This is a genomic window from Micromonospora coerulea, assembly GCF_016598485.1.
Classification (GTDB): domain Bacteria; phylum Actinomycetota; class Actinomycetes; order Mycobacteriales; family Micromonosporaceae; genus Micromonospora; species Micromonospora coerulea.
This window is the reverse complement of the sequence record NZ_JAEMUW010000055.1, coordinates 1-13,243: the sequence shown is the minus strand read 5'-3', so window position 1 is coordinate 13,243 and position 13,243 is coordinate 1. Positions and strand designations below refer to the sequence as shown.

13 protein-coding genes, 1 tRNA gene and 1 pseudogene are annotated in these 13,243 nt (G+C 69.0%); 9 read left to right on the top strand and 6 right to left on the bottom strand.

All coding sequences use genetic code 11. The features are described from left to right. From scpB to I8N68_RS31590, 5 genes are all read left to right on the top strand, one after another. Nucleotides 1-738, top strand: a 738-nt coding sequence (gene scpB / locus I8N68_RS31610) for an SMC-Scp complex subunit ScpB (RefSeq protein WP_234040954.1), incomplete at its 5' end; no start/stop codon positions are given. Further along, a complete protein-coding gene (locus I8N68_RS31605) occupies nt 725-1,486 on the top strand; it encodes a pseudouridine synthase (protein WP_200216775.1) in 762 nt (253 codons plus the stop codon). The genes scpB and I8N68_RS31605, both read left to right, overlap by 14 nt. A 191-nt stretch (nt 1,487-1,677) precedes the next feature. Next, the gene (gene cmk, locus I8N68_RS31600; protein ID WP_200216774.1) at nt 1,678-2,358 is read left to right on the top strand and encodes a (d)CMP kinase; all 681 of its coding nucleotides are present in this window, start codon (nt 1,678-1,680) and stop codon (nt 2,356-2,358) included. After that, entirely contained in the window at nt 2,355-3,761 is a 1,407-nt protein-coding gene (gene der / locus I8N68_RS31595; protein WP_200216773.1) for a ribosome biogenesis GTPase Der, read from the top strand. Before cmk ends, der begins: the two co-directional genes overlap by 4 nt. Nucleotides 3,762-3,942: 181 nt before the next feature. Beyond that, nucleotides 3,943-4,016 (top strand) — tRNA-Pro (locus tag I8N68_RS31590). A gap of 600 nt (nt 4,017-4,616) precedes the next feature. On the opposite strand, the gene I8N68_RS33430 is transcribed toward I8N68_RS31590, so the two are convergent. The 3 genes from I8N68_RS33430 to I8N68_RS31575 all read right to left on the bottom strand — a co-directional run bounded on the left by I8N68_RS33430 (nt 4,617) and on the right by I8N68_RS31575 (nt 8,613). Then, nucleotides 4,617-5,081 (bottom strand): integrase core domain-containing protein, encoded by a 465-nt coding sequence (locus I8N68_RS33430; protein ID WP_307813051.1) that lies wholly within the window; start codon nt 5,079-5,081, stop codon nt 4,617-4,619. Nucleotides 5,082-5,924: 843 nt separating this feature from the next. Beyond that, complete coding sequence (locus tag I8N68_RS31580) at nt 5,925-7,010, bottom strand: hypothetical protein (RefSeq protein ID WP_200216772.1); 1,086 nt, start codon at nt 7,008-7,010, stop codon at nt 5,925-5,927. A 1,084-nt stretch (nt 7,011-8,094) separates the two neighbouring features. Continuing rightward, nucleotides 8,095-8,613: a hypothetical protein gene (locus tag I8N68_RS31575; protein ID WP_200216771.1), complete on the bottom strand. Its 519-nt coding sequence runs from the start codon at nt 8,611-8,613 to the stop codon at nt 8,095-8,097. A 208-nt stretch (nt 8,614-8,821) separates the two neighbouring features. Between I8N68_RS31575 and I8N68_RS31570 the strand changes: the two genes are divergently transcribed. The 4 genes from I8N68_RS31570 to I8N68_RS31555 all read left to right on the top strand — a co-directional run bounded on the left by I8N68_RS31570 (nt 8,822) and on the right by I8N68_RS31555 (nt 11,828). Beyond that, on the top strand, nt 8,822-9,409 hold the full coding sequence (locus tag I8N68_RS31570; RefSeq protein ID WP_200216770.1) for a hybrid sensor histidine kinase/response regulator family protein: 588 nt from the start codon (nt 8,822-8,824) through the stop codon (nt 9,407-9,409). Then, nucleotides 9,406-9,996: a hypothetical protein gene (locus I8N68_RS31565; protein WP_200216769.1), complete on the top strand. Its 591-nt coding sequence runs from the start codon at nt 9,406-9,408 to the stop codon at nt 9,994-9,996. The genes I8N68_RS31570 and I8N68_RS31565 overlap by 4 nt, the downstream gene beginning before the upstream one ends. Further along, nucleotides 9,993-10,994, top strand: coding sequence for a hypothetical protein (locus I8N68_RS31560; RefSeq protein ID WP_200216768.1), 1,002 nt, complete (start codon nt 9,993-9,995; stop codon nt 10,992-10,994). The genes I8N68_RS31565 and I8N68_RS31560 overlap by 4 nt, the downstream gene beginning before the upstream one ends. 291 nt (nt 10,995-11,285) lie before the next feature. Next, nucleotides 11,286-11,828, top strand: a complete 543-nt coding sequence (locus tag I8N68_RS31555; RefSeq protein WP_200216767.1) for a hypothetical protein — start codon at nt 11,286-11,288, stop codon at nt 11,826-11,828. Between the two features lie 154 nt (nt 11,829-11,982). On the opposite strand, the gene I8N68_RS31550 is transcribed toward I8N68_RS31555, so the two are convergent. The 3 genes and pseudogenes from I8N68_RS31550 to I8N68_RS33425 form a co-directional block, all read right to left on the bottom strand. Further along, a complete protein-coding gene (locus I8N68_RS31550) occupies nt 11,983-12,402 on the bottom strand; it encodes a tyrosine-type recombinase/integrase (RefSeq protein WP_200216766.1) in 420 nt (139 codons plus the stop codon). Between the two features lie 64 nt (nt 12,403-12,466). Next, on the bottom strand, nt 12,467-13,105 hold the full coding sequence (locus I8N68_RS31545) for an integrase core domain-containing protein (RefSeq protein ID WP_234040955.1): 639 nt from the start codon (nt 13,103-13,105) through the stop codon (nt 12,467-12,469). A gap of 18 nt (nt 13,106-13,123) precedes the next feature. Beyond that, nucleotides 13,124-13,171 (bottom strand): annotated as a pseudogene (locus tag I8N68_RS33425) (hypothetical protein); the annotation flags it as partial. Nucleotides 13,172-13,243: the final 72 nt, after the last annotated feature.

Below are 13,243 nucleotides of genomic sequence, written 5' to 3'. Positions count from 1 at the left end.
GAGCTGGCCGTCACCGCGCCGGAGGACGAGCCGGCCGTCACCGCTCCTGCGGATGATCGCGGCGCCACCCCGGACGAGCCGGCTGCGGGTACGGCCGGACCGGCGGGGGAGGGCGCGGCCGGCGGCGTACCGAAGAAGCAGCCGACGGGGCGGCGGCGGGTGACGGCCGCCCCGGAGCCCGCGCCCGAGCTCGACGACGCCGAGCTCCGCGGCGCGCTGGAGGCGATCCTGCTGGTGGTGGACGAGCCGGTCAGCGAACTCACCCTCGCCGAGGTGCTCGAGCAGCCGGCCGAGCGGGTCGGGCGGATGCTGGACGAGATCGCCGCCGGCTACACCGCCGCCGGGCACGGCTTCGAGCTGCGCCGGGCGGCCGGCGGCTGGCGTCTCTACACCCGCCCGGAATACGCCACCTACGTCGAACGGTTCGTGCTGGACGGGCAGTCGGTACGACTGACCCAGGCCGCGCTGGAGACCCTCGCGGTGATCGCCTACAAGCAGCCGGTCACCCGCTCGCGGATCTCCGCCATCCGGGGTGTCAACTGCGACGGGGTCATCCGTACGCTGGTCTCCCGTGGCCTGGTCGAGGAGTGCGGCACCGAACCGGACAGCGGGGCGTTCCTCTACCGGACCACCACCATGTTCCTGGAGAAGCTCGGGCTGAACTCGGTGCACGACCTGCCGCCGCTCGCCCCGTTCCTCCCCGACGACGTAGAAGAGCTTGCCGATGCCACGCGATGACCGCACCGTCCCTACCGACGCGCCCGAGGGCGAACGCCTGCAGAAGGTGATGGCCGCCGCCGGCGTGGGCTCCCGCCGCGCCTGCGAGGACCTGATCTTCCGGCGCCGGGTGACCGTCGACGGGAGGGTCGCGAAGCTCGGCGACAAGGTCGACCCGGCCACCGCCGTGATCCACGTCGACGGCGAGCGCCTCGTGGTCGACACCCGGCTGGTCTACCTGGCCATGAACAAGCCCCGCGGGGTCGTCTCGACCATGGCGGACGAGAAGGGGCGCACCGCGCTCGCCGACTTCCTCGGCAACCGGGTGGAGCAGCGGGTCTACCACGTCGGGCGGCTCGACGCGGACAGCGAGGGCCTGCTGCTGCTCACCAACGACGGCACCCTCGCCCACCGGCTCATGCACCCGTCGTACGGGGTGTCGAAGACGTACCTGTGCGAGGTGGCCGGGCCGATCCCGCGCAACCTGGGCAAGCGGCTGCTGGCCGGAGTCGAGCTGGAGGACGGCCCGGTGACGGTCGAGTCCTTCAAGGTGGTGGACACCCTGGGCAGAACCGCCCAGGTGGAGCTCACCCTGCACGAGGGGCGCAAGCACATCGTCCGGCGCCTGCTGGCCGAGGTCGGCCACCCGGTGGCCCGGCTGGTGCGTACCTCGATCGGGCCGATCCGACTGGGCGACCTGCGCGCCGGGCGGACCCGCCGGCTGACCAACGCGGAGGTCGCCGCGCTGTTCAAGGCGGTCGGCGACTGACCGGACCCGTTCCGGGTACCGGTGAGGGTAGGCTTCCTCACGGCCGAGGCGGACCGCGCGTGTCGCGGGTCGCGCCCGGCGACGTCGCGCGCGTGGCCGGACGGGACCGCGGGCATCATTGACGATGAACAACCGCTCAACGGCGCCGGAGACACCGGTGACCCGCGAGGTACGGGCTGAGGAGGAACACGGTGGGGCAGAACGAACGGGCCGGGCGGTGCGTGGTCGCGGTGGACGGGCCATCCGGTTCGGGTAAGTCCACCGTCTCGCGGCGGCTCGCCGTCAGCCTGGACGCCCGCTACCTCGACACCGGTGCCATGTACCGGGCGCTGACCTGGGCGGTGCTGCGCTCGGGCGTCGACCTGACCGACGCCGAGTCGGTGGCCAAGGTCGCCGGCGAGGTGGACCTGCGCATCGGCACCGACCCCCGGGGGTACGGCGTCACCGCCGACGGCGTGACGATCGACAAGGAGATCCGCGGTCCCGAGGTGACCGGCGCGGTCTCCGCCGTCGCCGCGGTGCCGGCCGTGCGGGCGATGCTGGTGACCCGGCAGCAGGAGATGATCGCCAACGCCGGCCGGATCGTCGTCGAGGGCCGGGACATCGGCTCCGTCGTCGCGCCCGACGCCGACCTGAAGGTCTACCTGACCGCCTCCGAGGTGGCCCGCGCCCAGCGGCGCAGCGCCGAGGACGCGGCCGACGTGGCCGTCACCGCCGCCGACCTGGCCCGCCGCGACAAGCTGGACTCGACCCGCAAGGTCAACCCGCTGCAGCAGGCCCTCGACGCGGTGGTGCTGGACACCACCGCGCTCGGCATCGACGAGGTCGTCGCCCGGCTGCACGACCTGCTCACCGAACGGGGTGTCGCATGACCGAGGACAACGGCGGTTGGGTGGAGCTGCGGGAGCCGGACCTCGACACCGAGGAACCGTCCGGCCCGCAGCCTGTGGTGGCCGTGGTCGGCCGCCCCAACGTGGGTAAGTCGACGCTGGTCAACCGGATCATCGGCCGCCGGCAGGCGGTCGTCGAGAACGTGCCGGGCGTGACCCGCGACCGGGTGCCCTACGACGCGCAGTGGAGCGGCCGGGCGTTCACCGTGGTGGACACCGGCGGCTGGGAGCCCGATGCCAAGGACCGGGCCGCCGCGATCGCGGCCCAGGCCGAGACGGCCGTCGCCACCGCGGACGTGGTGCTCTTCGTGGTGGACGCGATGGTCGGTTCGACCGATGTGGACGAGGCCGCGGTGAAGATGCTGCGCCGCAGCGCCAAGCCGGTCATCCTGGTGGCGAACAAGACCGACAACACGGCCATCGAGATGGAGGCGACCTCGCTCTGGTCGCTCGGCCTCGGCGAGCCGTTCCCGGTCTCCGCCCTGCACGGCCGGGGCTCGGGCGACCTGCTCGACGCCATCCTGGCAGCGCTGCCCGAGGCGCCGAAGATCGTCGAGAACCGGCCCCGCGGCCCGCGCCGGGTGGCCCTGGTCGGCCGGCCCAACGTCGGCAAGTCCAGCCTGCTCAACCGCTTCTCCGGGGAACTCCGCGCGGTCGTCGACTCGGTCGCCGGCACCACGGTCGACCCGGTCGACAGCCTCGCGGAGATCGGCGGCGAGACCTGGCAGCTGGTGGACACCGCCGGACTGCGCAAGCGGGTCGGCAAGGCCAGCGGCACCGAGTACTACGCCAGCCTGCGGACCGCCGCGGCGATCGAGGCCGCCGAGGTGGCGGTGGTGCTGCTGGACGCCAGCGAGCCGATCAGCGAGCAGGACCAGCGCATCCTGTCCATGGTCACCGAGGCCGGCCGGGCCCTGGTCATCGCCTTCAACAAGTGGGACCTGGTCGACGCCGACCGCCGGTACTACCTGGACAAGGAGATCGAGCGGGAGCTGCGCCGCATCCCCTGGGCGATCCGGCTCAACCTGTCCGCGATGACCGGCCGGGCGGTGGACAAGCTCGCCCCGGCGCTGCGCAGGGCCCTGGCCAGCTGGGAGACCCGGGTGCCCACCGCACAGCTCAACCAGTGGCTGACCGCGCTGGTCCAGGCCACCCCGCACCCGGTGCGCGGTGGCCGGGCCCCGAAGATCCTCTTCGCCACCCAGGCGGGCGTCGCGCCGCCGCGGTTCGTGCTCTTCACCACCGCGCCGCTGGACGCCGGCTACCAGCGCTTCGTCGAGCGCAAGCTGCGCGAGGAGTTCGGCTTCGAGGGCAGTCCGGTGGAGATCTCCGTACGCCCGCGCAAGAAGCTCGGCCCCGGCGGTCGCGGCAAGGCGCACGGCTAGACCTGTTCCTGCGGTACGCCGGGCGGCCCTCGCGGCCGCCCGGCGTCTTTACCACCCACCCTCCTAGGACGCTGTACCGGGTGTGACCGGTGAGGTCGGCGACGCGGAGGGGGCGTGCGCGAGTTGGGAAGATCCTGCGCTAAGCTGTACCGGCTGTCGCGGGGAAACCGCGCGGGGGCATCGGGACGTGGCGCAGCTTGGTAGCGCACTTGACTGGGGGTCAAGGGGTCGTCGGTTCGAATCCGGCCGTCCCGACAGCGAGAGGGTTTCCACAGGTCAGCGACTTGCGGAGACCCTCGGCTTATTGTTCTGGCTCGATGTGGTGGCGTGTGAGGCGCTACTGGAACCCTTAACTCGGGTGGTCTAGCGAGCCGATCTTGGTTGTCTCCGCTGTGAATTGCCTGGTAGGCGTCCTGCGTCGGCGTCGTTGTGGTCGCTGCTGGACCTCTTAACGGCAGACGATTTCGGACAGAAAGGACTTGATCGGCGGCGGCCGGGCACAGGGCAGCAGCTGCCGGCGGTTCGGCCGATGATGGGCGGAGCTGGTAACGATGAATGTGGCGTACGTCCAGCGCTGGCGGGAGGACGTCGCTGCGTGTCGGGGTACTCCTTGGAGTACAGAAGTAGGTACAGCTGATCTTGCAGAGGTCAAGCCGGTCACCAAGAGCAGAACTCCGCCCCGACCGGCCGGTGGGTCGGGGCGGTTGTGCATCTGCCGGCCATAGCCGTCGAGGAGGGCCGGGACCTGTCCTCGATGAGCGGCATCCTGGCCGACAGCTCCTATCGTCTGCTGCCGGTCTGACGTGTAGGGCTCGTAAAGTCGGTTCGGCTACGCTGCCTGCGAATACTCGTTGATCAATCCGCCGAGGATCGGTTGCCGTTGGACCCGGCACCGTTCAGGTCAACGACGTGCGGTGAAGGATTCGGTGGCCGCTGATCCAGTGAACGATGCGGCCGGTGATCGTTGTAGTGGCGGGTGTACTCGCCGAGTACCGTCGTCAGGTGCCGCTCACCGACGATGAGCATCCGGTCGGTGCACTCCCGGCGCACGGTGCCCACCCAGCGTTCGGCGAATGAGTTCGCCCGAGGCGCCCGCGGCGGAGTCTTGATCACGTCGATGCCCTCCGCCGCGAACACCGCGTCGAAGGCCGCCGTGAATTTCGTGTCCCGGTCGCGCAGCAGGAACCGCAGCCCAACAGCACGCTGATCGAGGTGCATGAGCAGGTTGCGCGCCTGCTGCGCCACCCAGGCGCCGCTCGGATGGGCGGTCGCCCCGACGACGTAGACCTGGCGGGTCGCGATCTCGACGAAGAACAGCACGTAGATCCGTTTGAGGAATACGGTGTCGACCGTGAAGAAATCGCACGCCAGGATCGTGTGGGCTTGGGCGACCAGGAACTGCTTCCAGGTCTGCCCCCGACCGGCGCGGTGCCGGGTCGATGCTGGCGTTGTGCAGGATCTTCCAGGCGGTGCTGGCCGCCACCCGGTAGCCCAGGCCGACCAGCTCACCCTGGATGCGGCGGTGGCCCCAGGTCGGGTTCTCCGCCGCGAGTCGTAGCACCAGGTCACGGACCTGCTTGTCGGCCGGTGGCCGGCCGGGCCGCGCATGCGGGTACGTCCACCGCCGGGCGACAAGCTCCCGAGGCCAGCGCAACAGGGTCGCTGGGGTCACGAAGAACACCGACCAGCGTGGACGGGGCAGCAGCCGCGACAACACCGCCAACACCAACCGGTCAGCCGGTTGAAGCTTGGGTCGGTTCACCTGGCGGCGTAGCACCGCCACCTGATGCCGGAGCACGAGGATCTCCGCATCCTTGGCCCCACCGTCGCGGGCGAGCTGGGTCAACATCTGCAGAACCTGGCGCAGTAGCAGGTATACCAACGAGGCGCTCATGCCCTCCATCGTGTCGGGCACGGCGGCGTTGGGCATGCGCAGAACCGCAGGCCATCCGGCGTGACCCAATTTTCGAGCCCCACAGGTTTCTCAGAATCCTCGGCCAGGACCTCGGAAACGGCTTCTCGGCCTCGTCTGGCTACCGCTGTGGGCGCTCCTCCTCGGCCTTGGCGGCCACCGCATCACCGTTGCCGGGCAAGCCTTCCGCGAGGAGTACTCCCGGCCCTAACCGCACGAGGCGGAGTCTCGCTCCGTCGAGGTTTCGGCGCTCAGCTCGGATCGGAAGGCGTGGTCGTTGCGGTAGCGCCCGGCGTAGTCGAATCCGACCTGGCCGGCTGCGGATGCGCATAGCGCAGCTGCGCGCGGTCGTAACGGTTCACCACACCGCCGCTGTCGAGGCGAAGAATCTCGATTAGCTGGGTGGCGCTGCGGCGTTCGGCGGCCAAGCTGCTAGGCCGCGGCAGTCGGAGGCGCTCATAGAGCGCGAACCGGTTGAGCTCAATGAGGACCGCCAGAGCGGTCCCGTACTCGTGCGCGAGGACGACGGCGCCGCGATATGCGGCGAACGCCACGAGGTAGGGGACCAGCGTGAGGAGGAGGTACCAGCCCTCTGTCCACATCAGCACTGCCGTGACCGCAGCCGCGAGAAGGCCCAAGACGCAGGTACGCGCGGCTAGCTCCATCTGCATCCGTTGGTTCTGCACGTACTCGACATCGCGAGGCGCTGCGACCTGCATGACCCGCGTGACTGCGGTGATTGACTCAAGCCCGTACATGTGACCGGCAATCGTCTCGTATCGGCGCAGAACGTTGCCGAAACGGGTCGGCATGACATCCTCGAAGCGGTGCGGATAGGCCGCGCCCACGCGGGCGGCTTCCCGACTCGACCAGAGCCGTGCCACAACGTCGGGAGCAGCCATCGGGCTTCGGGCAGGCGGCTCGTCGATCGCGGCGTCGTAGGCTCCGACCGTGTCGTCAGGCATAGCATCGTCCAACTGCCGGGTAAGCAGCGCCCGGGCGCGCCTGCGGTGGCGCATGATGCCGGCGGACGCGAGCCGACGGCCGAGCCCTGACACCCCCCAGTAGCCCTCGAGTGCCTGGATGAGCGCGAACTGCAAGGGATGGATCGCGATTGCCAGTGCAATGCTGAGCACGCTCAGGCTGGCCAACGCCCTTAGATCGAGATTCCGGAACGCCCGGTCGAGATCCACGCCTGCGGCACTCCATGTTCCGGTGCGTAAGAGAAGGAGCAGGTAGGCGGCGAAGACGGTGGACGGGATCAAGCTGACGACGATGAAGTAGCGCCCGATGGCAGTGACGCCGAACCCAGGCGGTTCCTTCCCCTCACCGGCCACTGGCGACCGTCACCGCTGCCGGTGTTGAGCGCAACCGGGCCGCGTGCACGTCCACACGGCCTCCCACTCGACAGCAGGTGCACGGCATTCGTCACACCGGCCTCCCTGGAACCGGTGCCCTGGGCCGCACTCGTAGACGCTTCCGGCGATGCTTCTAGCCGCGTGTTCGCAGGCCGGGCAGCGGAGTAGCAGGCCGCCCTGGGGCGTGAAGCCCGGTGGCGTGGAGCCCGGCGCCGACATCGGGTTCTCCCTTGGGGGGGGCATGGATGGCCGTCGTCGGGCGACAGTGACATGCCGGCGACCGCCGTGACCATCCTCCGCAGGTGCACATTCAGTAGGGTCGGCGAGATGCGCCGGACCCTTCTGCCCCTGCTGCGCCGCGGCCTTCACTGCACGCCGTGGGCGTGGCCGGTAGTGTTGATCTTGGCTGCGGCGACTGGAGGGAAGGTAGGCCAGATCCTCGACCGGCCCGGTTGTGGAGCGACGGTCGGCGTCCTGCTGGCGCTGTGCACAGGAGTCGCCCTGACACGATGGGTGCGACGGGCTTCGGCGTCACCGTCAGCGGTGGGAGCCGTCAACGGAGGCGATGTGGCTAGTTGACCATGATTTCGTCGGTCGGGACGATCGTGTACGCCGGGTCGACGTCGGGCCTCCGACACAACCTTGTACACGATCCACTTGGGCTGGCGGACCGCCGGATGACGCCGCGTAGCTGTGGTCCGCGTTGGGTTTTGGTTCGTGTGTCGCTCCTCCGACATGAACTCCCACGGCAGCTGCCGACGACACCCCGCGCTGCTCGTCTGGGATGGTGGCGGGGAGTGGTGCGACGACTCCTTTACTCGGCCGGCTTATGCTTGAGTCGACCTGGGCAAACGTGCGTCAGCATGCCGCTGGGCCACTGGACTACTGGGGGTCAAAGGGGGGAGCGGCAGGCGTAGAGCTTGCCGGCACCGTCGCACGTCTTGGCAGTTCATGACAGGGGTCTGCCGGCTTCCGCGATGTCGTCAGACGTCACGGATCGCGTGCATGTCGCTTCCGGACCGCTTGACTCGGGCGGATCCGCTGAAGGTCCCTTGATTGCGTCTCAAACGGCTCCTTGGCGCGTGCTTGTCGTCGCCCCTGCCGCCGGCGAACCGTGGGCGACGAAAGGAGCGTGCAGGCGAGCACGCTGATGGCAGCCCCGCGGCCGGTCCAGAACCAGGTCAGCATCACCGGCGACAGCCAGTCGCGCCGCGCCAACTTCGACGAAGCCCAAGTCCCGCGTAGCCGAGATCGGCGCGTGGCTGAGCCGGATGGTCATCTGTGACCGGCCGGACCAGGCTCCGTCGGAGCGTTCCGCCTCGACGGCGACCACGGAGGCGGGCACGCCGCCGATCGCCACCGCGGGCAGGCCGAAGACCGGGAACCCCGGCAGCCGTTCGACCGCAGCGGCGGGCTCGCTGCGCGACGCGAACGTCGTGCTGGCCCCGGCCGAGCGGCCGGGAAGGACGCGGCTTTCTCGGCGTTCCGGCCGATCACGACGTAGTCGATTAGTCCGAGATGTTCGCCGGTGGCGGCAATCGTACCGCAGGCCGCCACCATCGCCAGCATGGTCAGTGGTCATCACGTGTCACTCGAGAAGGTCTCGCCAGAGCGCCATGGTGGCGTGCGGCTGCCAGCGCCGCACTTGCCAAGATCTCGTCCGCGCAGGTCGCCGCGACTGCATGATGTGGTGGAGACGAAGCTGGCCACTGTCGGGTAACGGTCACGCTGCCGAATGCGGGTAGATTTCGGGCTACCGTTTGCAGGTGTCACCTCCCGCCGGAGGCCTCATGGACGCGTTCGCTTGGCCGATTAGCGTGACGGCCCTCTTCCTGGTCATCTTCGTGGCGCTTCTTATCCGCTTCCCCGAAGAGCTCCGTGGTCTTCTCGGCCGGTTCGTGCGGATGAATGTGGGCGCGGAGGGGTTTGCCATCGAGTTCATGGCTGAGGCTGTCGCCGAGAAGGAGGAGCGTCGGGTCTCGCGCCATGAGCTTGCGCCCGTGGCGGCCCGCCTCGGCAAAGTGCGCGTCTTGTGGGTCGATGACATGCCGGAGAACAACCGGCTGGAGGCGCAGGCCCTTCGGGCGCTCGGCGGTGAGGTGGACTTCGCAACGTCCAACGCCGAGGCTGCCGCCTACGCCCAGGCCGACAAATACGACATCGTGGTTAGCGACATTGGCCGGCAGCCGCCACAAGCATCCGACGACGGGCTGCGCCTGCCGGAGCGTCTGGCGGGCCTTGGGTTGACCCCGCGCATTGTCTACTACGTGGGCCGCCGCACCGCGCCGACCACACCGGGCGGTCATCCCGTATACGACCAGCCCAGTGAGTTCTTCGACGGGCTGGCCGACCTCGTGGCGGAGGTGCGGCAGACATGATCGTGCAGTGGTGCTGCAAGGGCATTCCTAGCATCTCTGATGCCGACGTCAGGCAGATCCTGCTCGGGGGCGAGGGCCTGGTGTGCTCGCTGTGGCACAACACGCCGATCCGCTCGATGGCCGATGCGCTCAGCCGGCTCAGCGAACGCCACCTCGACAGTCACCTGCATGACTACGACAGCGTCGGCCACGAGACGGCGTACATCTCTCTGTCGGCCGGCTGCGTCGAACGGGACGCGCTGCTGGCCCGCAACGTCCGCCACGCGGCACGCCTGACCGCTCTCGCGTTCGCCACCGACTGGGGTCAGGTGGCGGGATGGCTATTCACCTGCTACGTCTTCGTGGGCATCAACCCGGCACCGCAGATCCCAGCCGTCGCCGAGGAGTTGCGCGAGCTGAACCACGCGCGCCCGTATTCGCCCTACTACAGAGAGGGCGAGGTGGCGGCGAAGATTCACGTGCCGTCGCGTCAAATCTTGTCCGCCGAGAACTGGGTGCCGGTCGCCAGCGGATTCAAAGTCAACGGCTACGTCAACCCGACGTTCTTCGACCCGAAACCACTGGTCAACGAGAGGGCCACGCTGTGACCTCGCCAGCCGAGCCCGGTCCACTCGGCCTCAACCCGGAGCGCCTGCTCGCGCGGTCCCAGTACTTCGCCCGGTACGCCGAGATGGTCGGCACCGACGCCTGGCCGGAGCCGCCGAGTCCAGCCGACCTGCTGCGTCGGTTTCCACTCGATCCCGAGGCGAGCGACCTCATCCCGCTCGACGAGTTCCCCCTCGAACACGGCAATGGCGAGCGTGCTCCCTTCGAATCGGAATCCGTGCGGGTGCGCGAGGCGGCCGATGCGTATCGCCAGGCGGCGATCGCTGTGTTTCCGGTGCGGCCAGACGAGGCGCGGGCCTACCTGCTGGCCGCCGCACGCCAGTACCGGCAGCTCGGGATGCCGTTCGGCCTGTTCCTTCAGGCGATCTGCGGGGCCGGCCCTGAGCCGGCACTGACCGCGGTCCCGCTGCTCGCCGCGGTTATCGCGGGGGACAACCCCGGCGAGGATGCCCTCGCCAGACTGGCCCTTACTGAGCCCGTACAGCACCTCTACCTGCTGCGCGCCGTCGCTGGATCGCCCGAGGGCAGAGCAGAGGCGGCTGGCCTTCTCGACAGACTAGGCGACGCACCGCAAGCACGGGACTGGAGCAGTGCCGGCCCGGCCGGCCTGCCCGTCGGCGAGTGGTGGCGCTTTGGCCTGCAGCTCGCCTCGGCTAGCCGGTCAGCCGAGATCCACGCTGGGGTGCGATTCTCGCTCATCGAACACCTGCGTAGGGTCTCGGTGATCCACGGGTCTGCGCTACGCACGTTACGTCGGGACACGTTCCATTGGCGGACGGCTCATTTCCGGGCTGACCTTGTCGACGTGGTGGTCGCCGGAGTCACCTGCCTTCTATGGCGCACACGAGCGCCGTGGCTTCCCTTCGCGCGGGACTTCCTCGGCACATCCCTCGACCCGATGGACATGATGTCGTTGACCGCGGGCTTCCAACTGGCCGAGCTGACTGAGCCGCCTGGAAGCTGGTCCGTCGTCTACTAACCCTGCCCTTGCCGGACCCATGATTGAGTTCATGCGAGGCGTCCGGACGCCGGTGAGCACGACTTCGATCCCCACATCGTTGAGGACTGTCGCACGATGAGGCGGCCGCCTTCGTGGCAGCGCCTCGGACACAGATCATGGACCCGGCCGGAATGGCTCTCACGCCGGTGGGCGTGACCGTGAAGCCGCCAGCGATCCCGACCGGCAGCGAGCTGTCGGACCAGCCGAGTTTGCCGGTGAGCGCCATCCGCATGGGGATGCTGCTCGGGCCGCTCGCCCGGGGGTGCCCTGGTGCCCTTGGCGGCCGCGGCCGCGCTCGCGTTGCTGAGCCAGCTACCTGCGCTGCTCGCCGAGCCGGTGGCGGGCCTCGCGCTGCCCGGCCTCCGACTGGCCGCGGCCGCGCTGGCCGCGGCGGTCTGCTTCGCGCTGCCGGACCGGATGGCGTCGACGGTGATGGCGCCGTCCCCGCGATGGATACGACAGTGGCTGAGGGTGGCCCTGGTCCTGCTCCCGGCCACCACGGTGTGGGTGCTGCTCTACCTGGCGATGGTGGCGGTCAACGGCCGGCTCGTCGTCGGGCCCACCGGCCACGTCACCATGCAGGCGGTGGTGTACGGGTTGATCCCGCTGGCCGCGGCCGCCGTGACGGCGCAATACCGTGCTCGCCGATCAGGAAGTGTTCCGATCCTGAACCCGTCACGATCGCCGAGCCGGACTTCCAAGCGCCAGCGGATGTGGCGCCACGTGTCGGCGAGGCTGGTGGCGGGCGGAGAGCAGCACGACTCCTTTACTGGGCCGGTTTATGCTTCAGGGGACCTGGGCAAACGTGCGTGAGCATGCCGCTGGGCCACCGGACTACTGGGGGTCAAGGGGTCGTCGGTTCGAATCCGGCCGTCCCGACAGACAAAAAGCCCTGACCAGCGAAAACGCTGGTCAGGGCTTTGACTTTGTTCTATGAAGTTTTGAACCGCCCCCCGAAAACCCCCATTTACCGGGGTTGGCAACCAGGTTTGTCATCTATGTGCATCGTTTTGTGCGCGTCGGGTGCGGGGCGCCCGTTGCGGTGGGCACCGAGTCGTTCAAGGATGTCGGAGACGTCCGGGGCTTGGGTGGGCTTGGCGATGTAGTAGGTGTCGGTCACCTCTTCGCTGGAGTGCCCAAGCTGTGCTGCGGCGCTCTTGGTATCCGTCTCCTCCTTGATGAGGGTGGCCACGGTCTTGCGGAAGGTGTGGGGGGTGACCCACGCGAGGTCGGTGTCGGCGCGGGCCTGGCGCCACTGACGGCGGACGTTGTTGGGTGAAAGCCAGGTGCCGCGTCGGGAGGCGAAGATCGCGTCATAGGGGTTGTCGGCGGCGGTGAGCTTGCGGGCCAGGATCATGCCGACGGCGAACCGGGGCAGGACGACCATCCGGTAGCCGGCTGTCGGGCTCGAAAATTGAGTTTAGGTTACGCCGCCTGCGAATACTCGCTGATCAAGCCACCGAGGATTGGGCGTCGCTGGACCCGGCGGCGTTCAGGTCTGCGACCTGTGGCGGCGGGTTCGGTGGCTGCTGGTCCAGCGAACGATGTGGGCGGTGGCCGTTGTAGTGAGCCACGTACTCGTCGAGGACCGCCGCCAGATGGCGCTCGCCGACGATGAGCATCCGGTCGGTGCATTCGCGGCGTATTGTGCCCACCCACCGCTCGACGAACGCATTGGCCCGGGGCGCCTGTGGCGGGGTCTTGATCACCTGGATGCCCGCGGCGGTGAACACCGCGTCGAAGACGGCCGTAAATTTCGTATCGCGGTCGTGGAGCAGGAACCGCAGCCGCGCTGCGCGCTGGCCGAGGTCCATCAGCAGATTCCGTGCCTGCTGGGCCACCCAGGCGCCGGTTGGGTGGGCGGTCACCCCAACCACGTGGACTTGGCGGCTGGCGATCTCGACGAAGAACAGCACGTAGATCCGCTTGAGGAACACGGTATCGACGGTGAAGAAGTCACAGGCCAGGATCGTGTGGGCTTGGGTAGAGAGGAACTGCTTCCAGGTGGGTCCGGACCGCCGGGGTGCCGGGTCGACCCCGGCCTGATTGAGGATCTTCCACACCGTGCTGGCCGCCACCCGGTAGCCCAAGCCGACCAGCTCACCCTGAATCCGGCGGTGCCCCCACGAAGGATTCTCCGTCGCGAGTCGCAACACCAGGTCGCGGACCTGTGCGTCGACCGGTGGCCGGCCCGGCCGGGCATGCGGGTACGTCCATCGTCGGGCGAC

Coding starts and splice junctions, on each gene's coding strand:
- I8N68_RS31605 (WP_200216775.1), top strand. CDS start 725: ATGCCACGCGATGACCGCACCGTCCCTACCGACGCGCCCGAGGGCGAA.
- der (WP_200216773.1), top strand. CDS start 2,355: ATGACCGAGGACAACGGCGGTTGGGTGGAGCTGCGGGAGCCGGACCTC.
- I8N68_RS31575 (WP_200216771.1), bottom strand. CDS start 8,613: ATGACCACTGACCATGCTGGCGATGGTGGCGGCCTGCGGTACGATTGC.
- I8N68_RS31570 (WP_200216770.1), top strand. CDS start 8,822: ATGGACGCGTTCGCTTGGCCGATTAGCGTGACGGCCCTCTTCCTGGTC.
- I8N68_RS31565 (WP_200216769.1), top strand. CDS start 9,406: ATGATCGTGCAGTGGTGCTGCAAGGGCATTCCTAGCATCTCTGATGCC.
- I8N68_RS31550 (WP_200216766.1), bottom strand. CDS start 12,402: ATGGTCGTCCTGCCCCGGTTCGCCGTCGGCATGATCCTGGCCCGCAAG.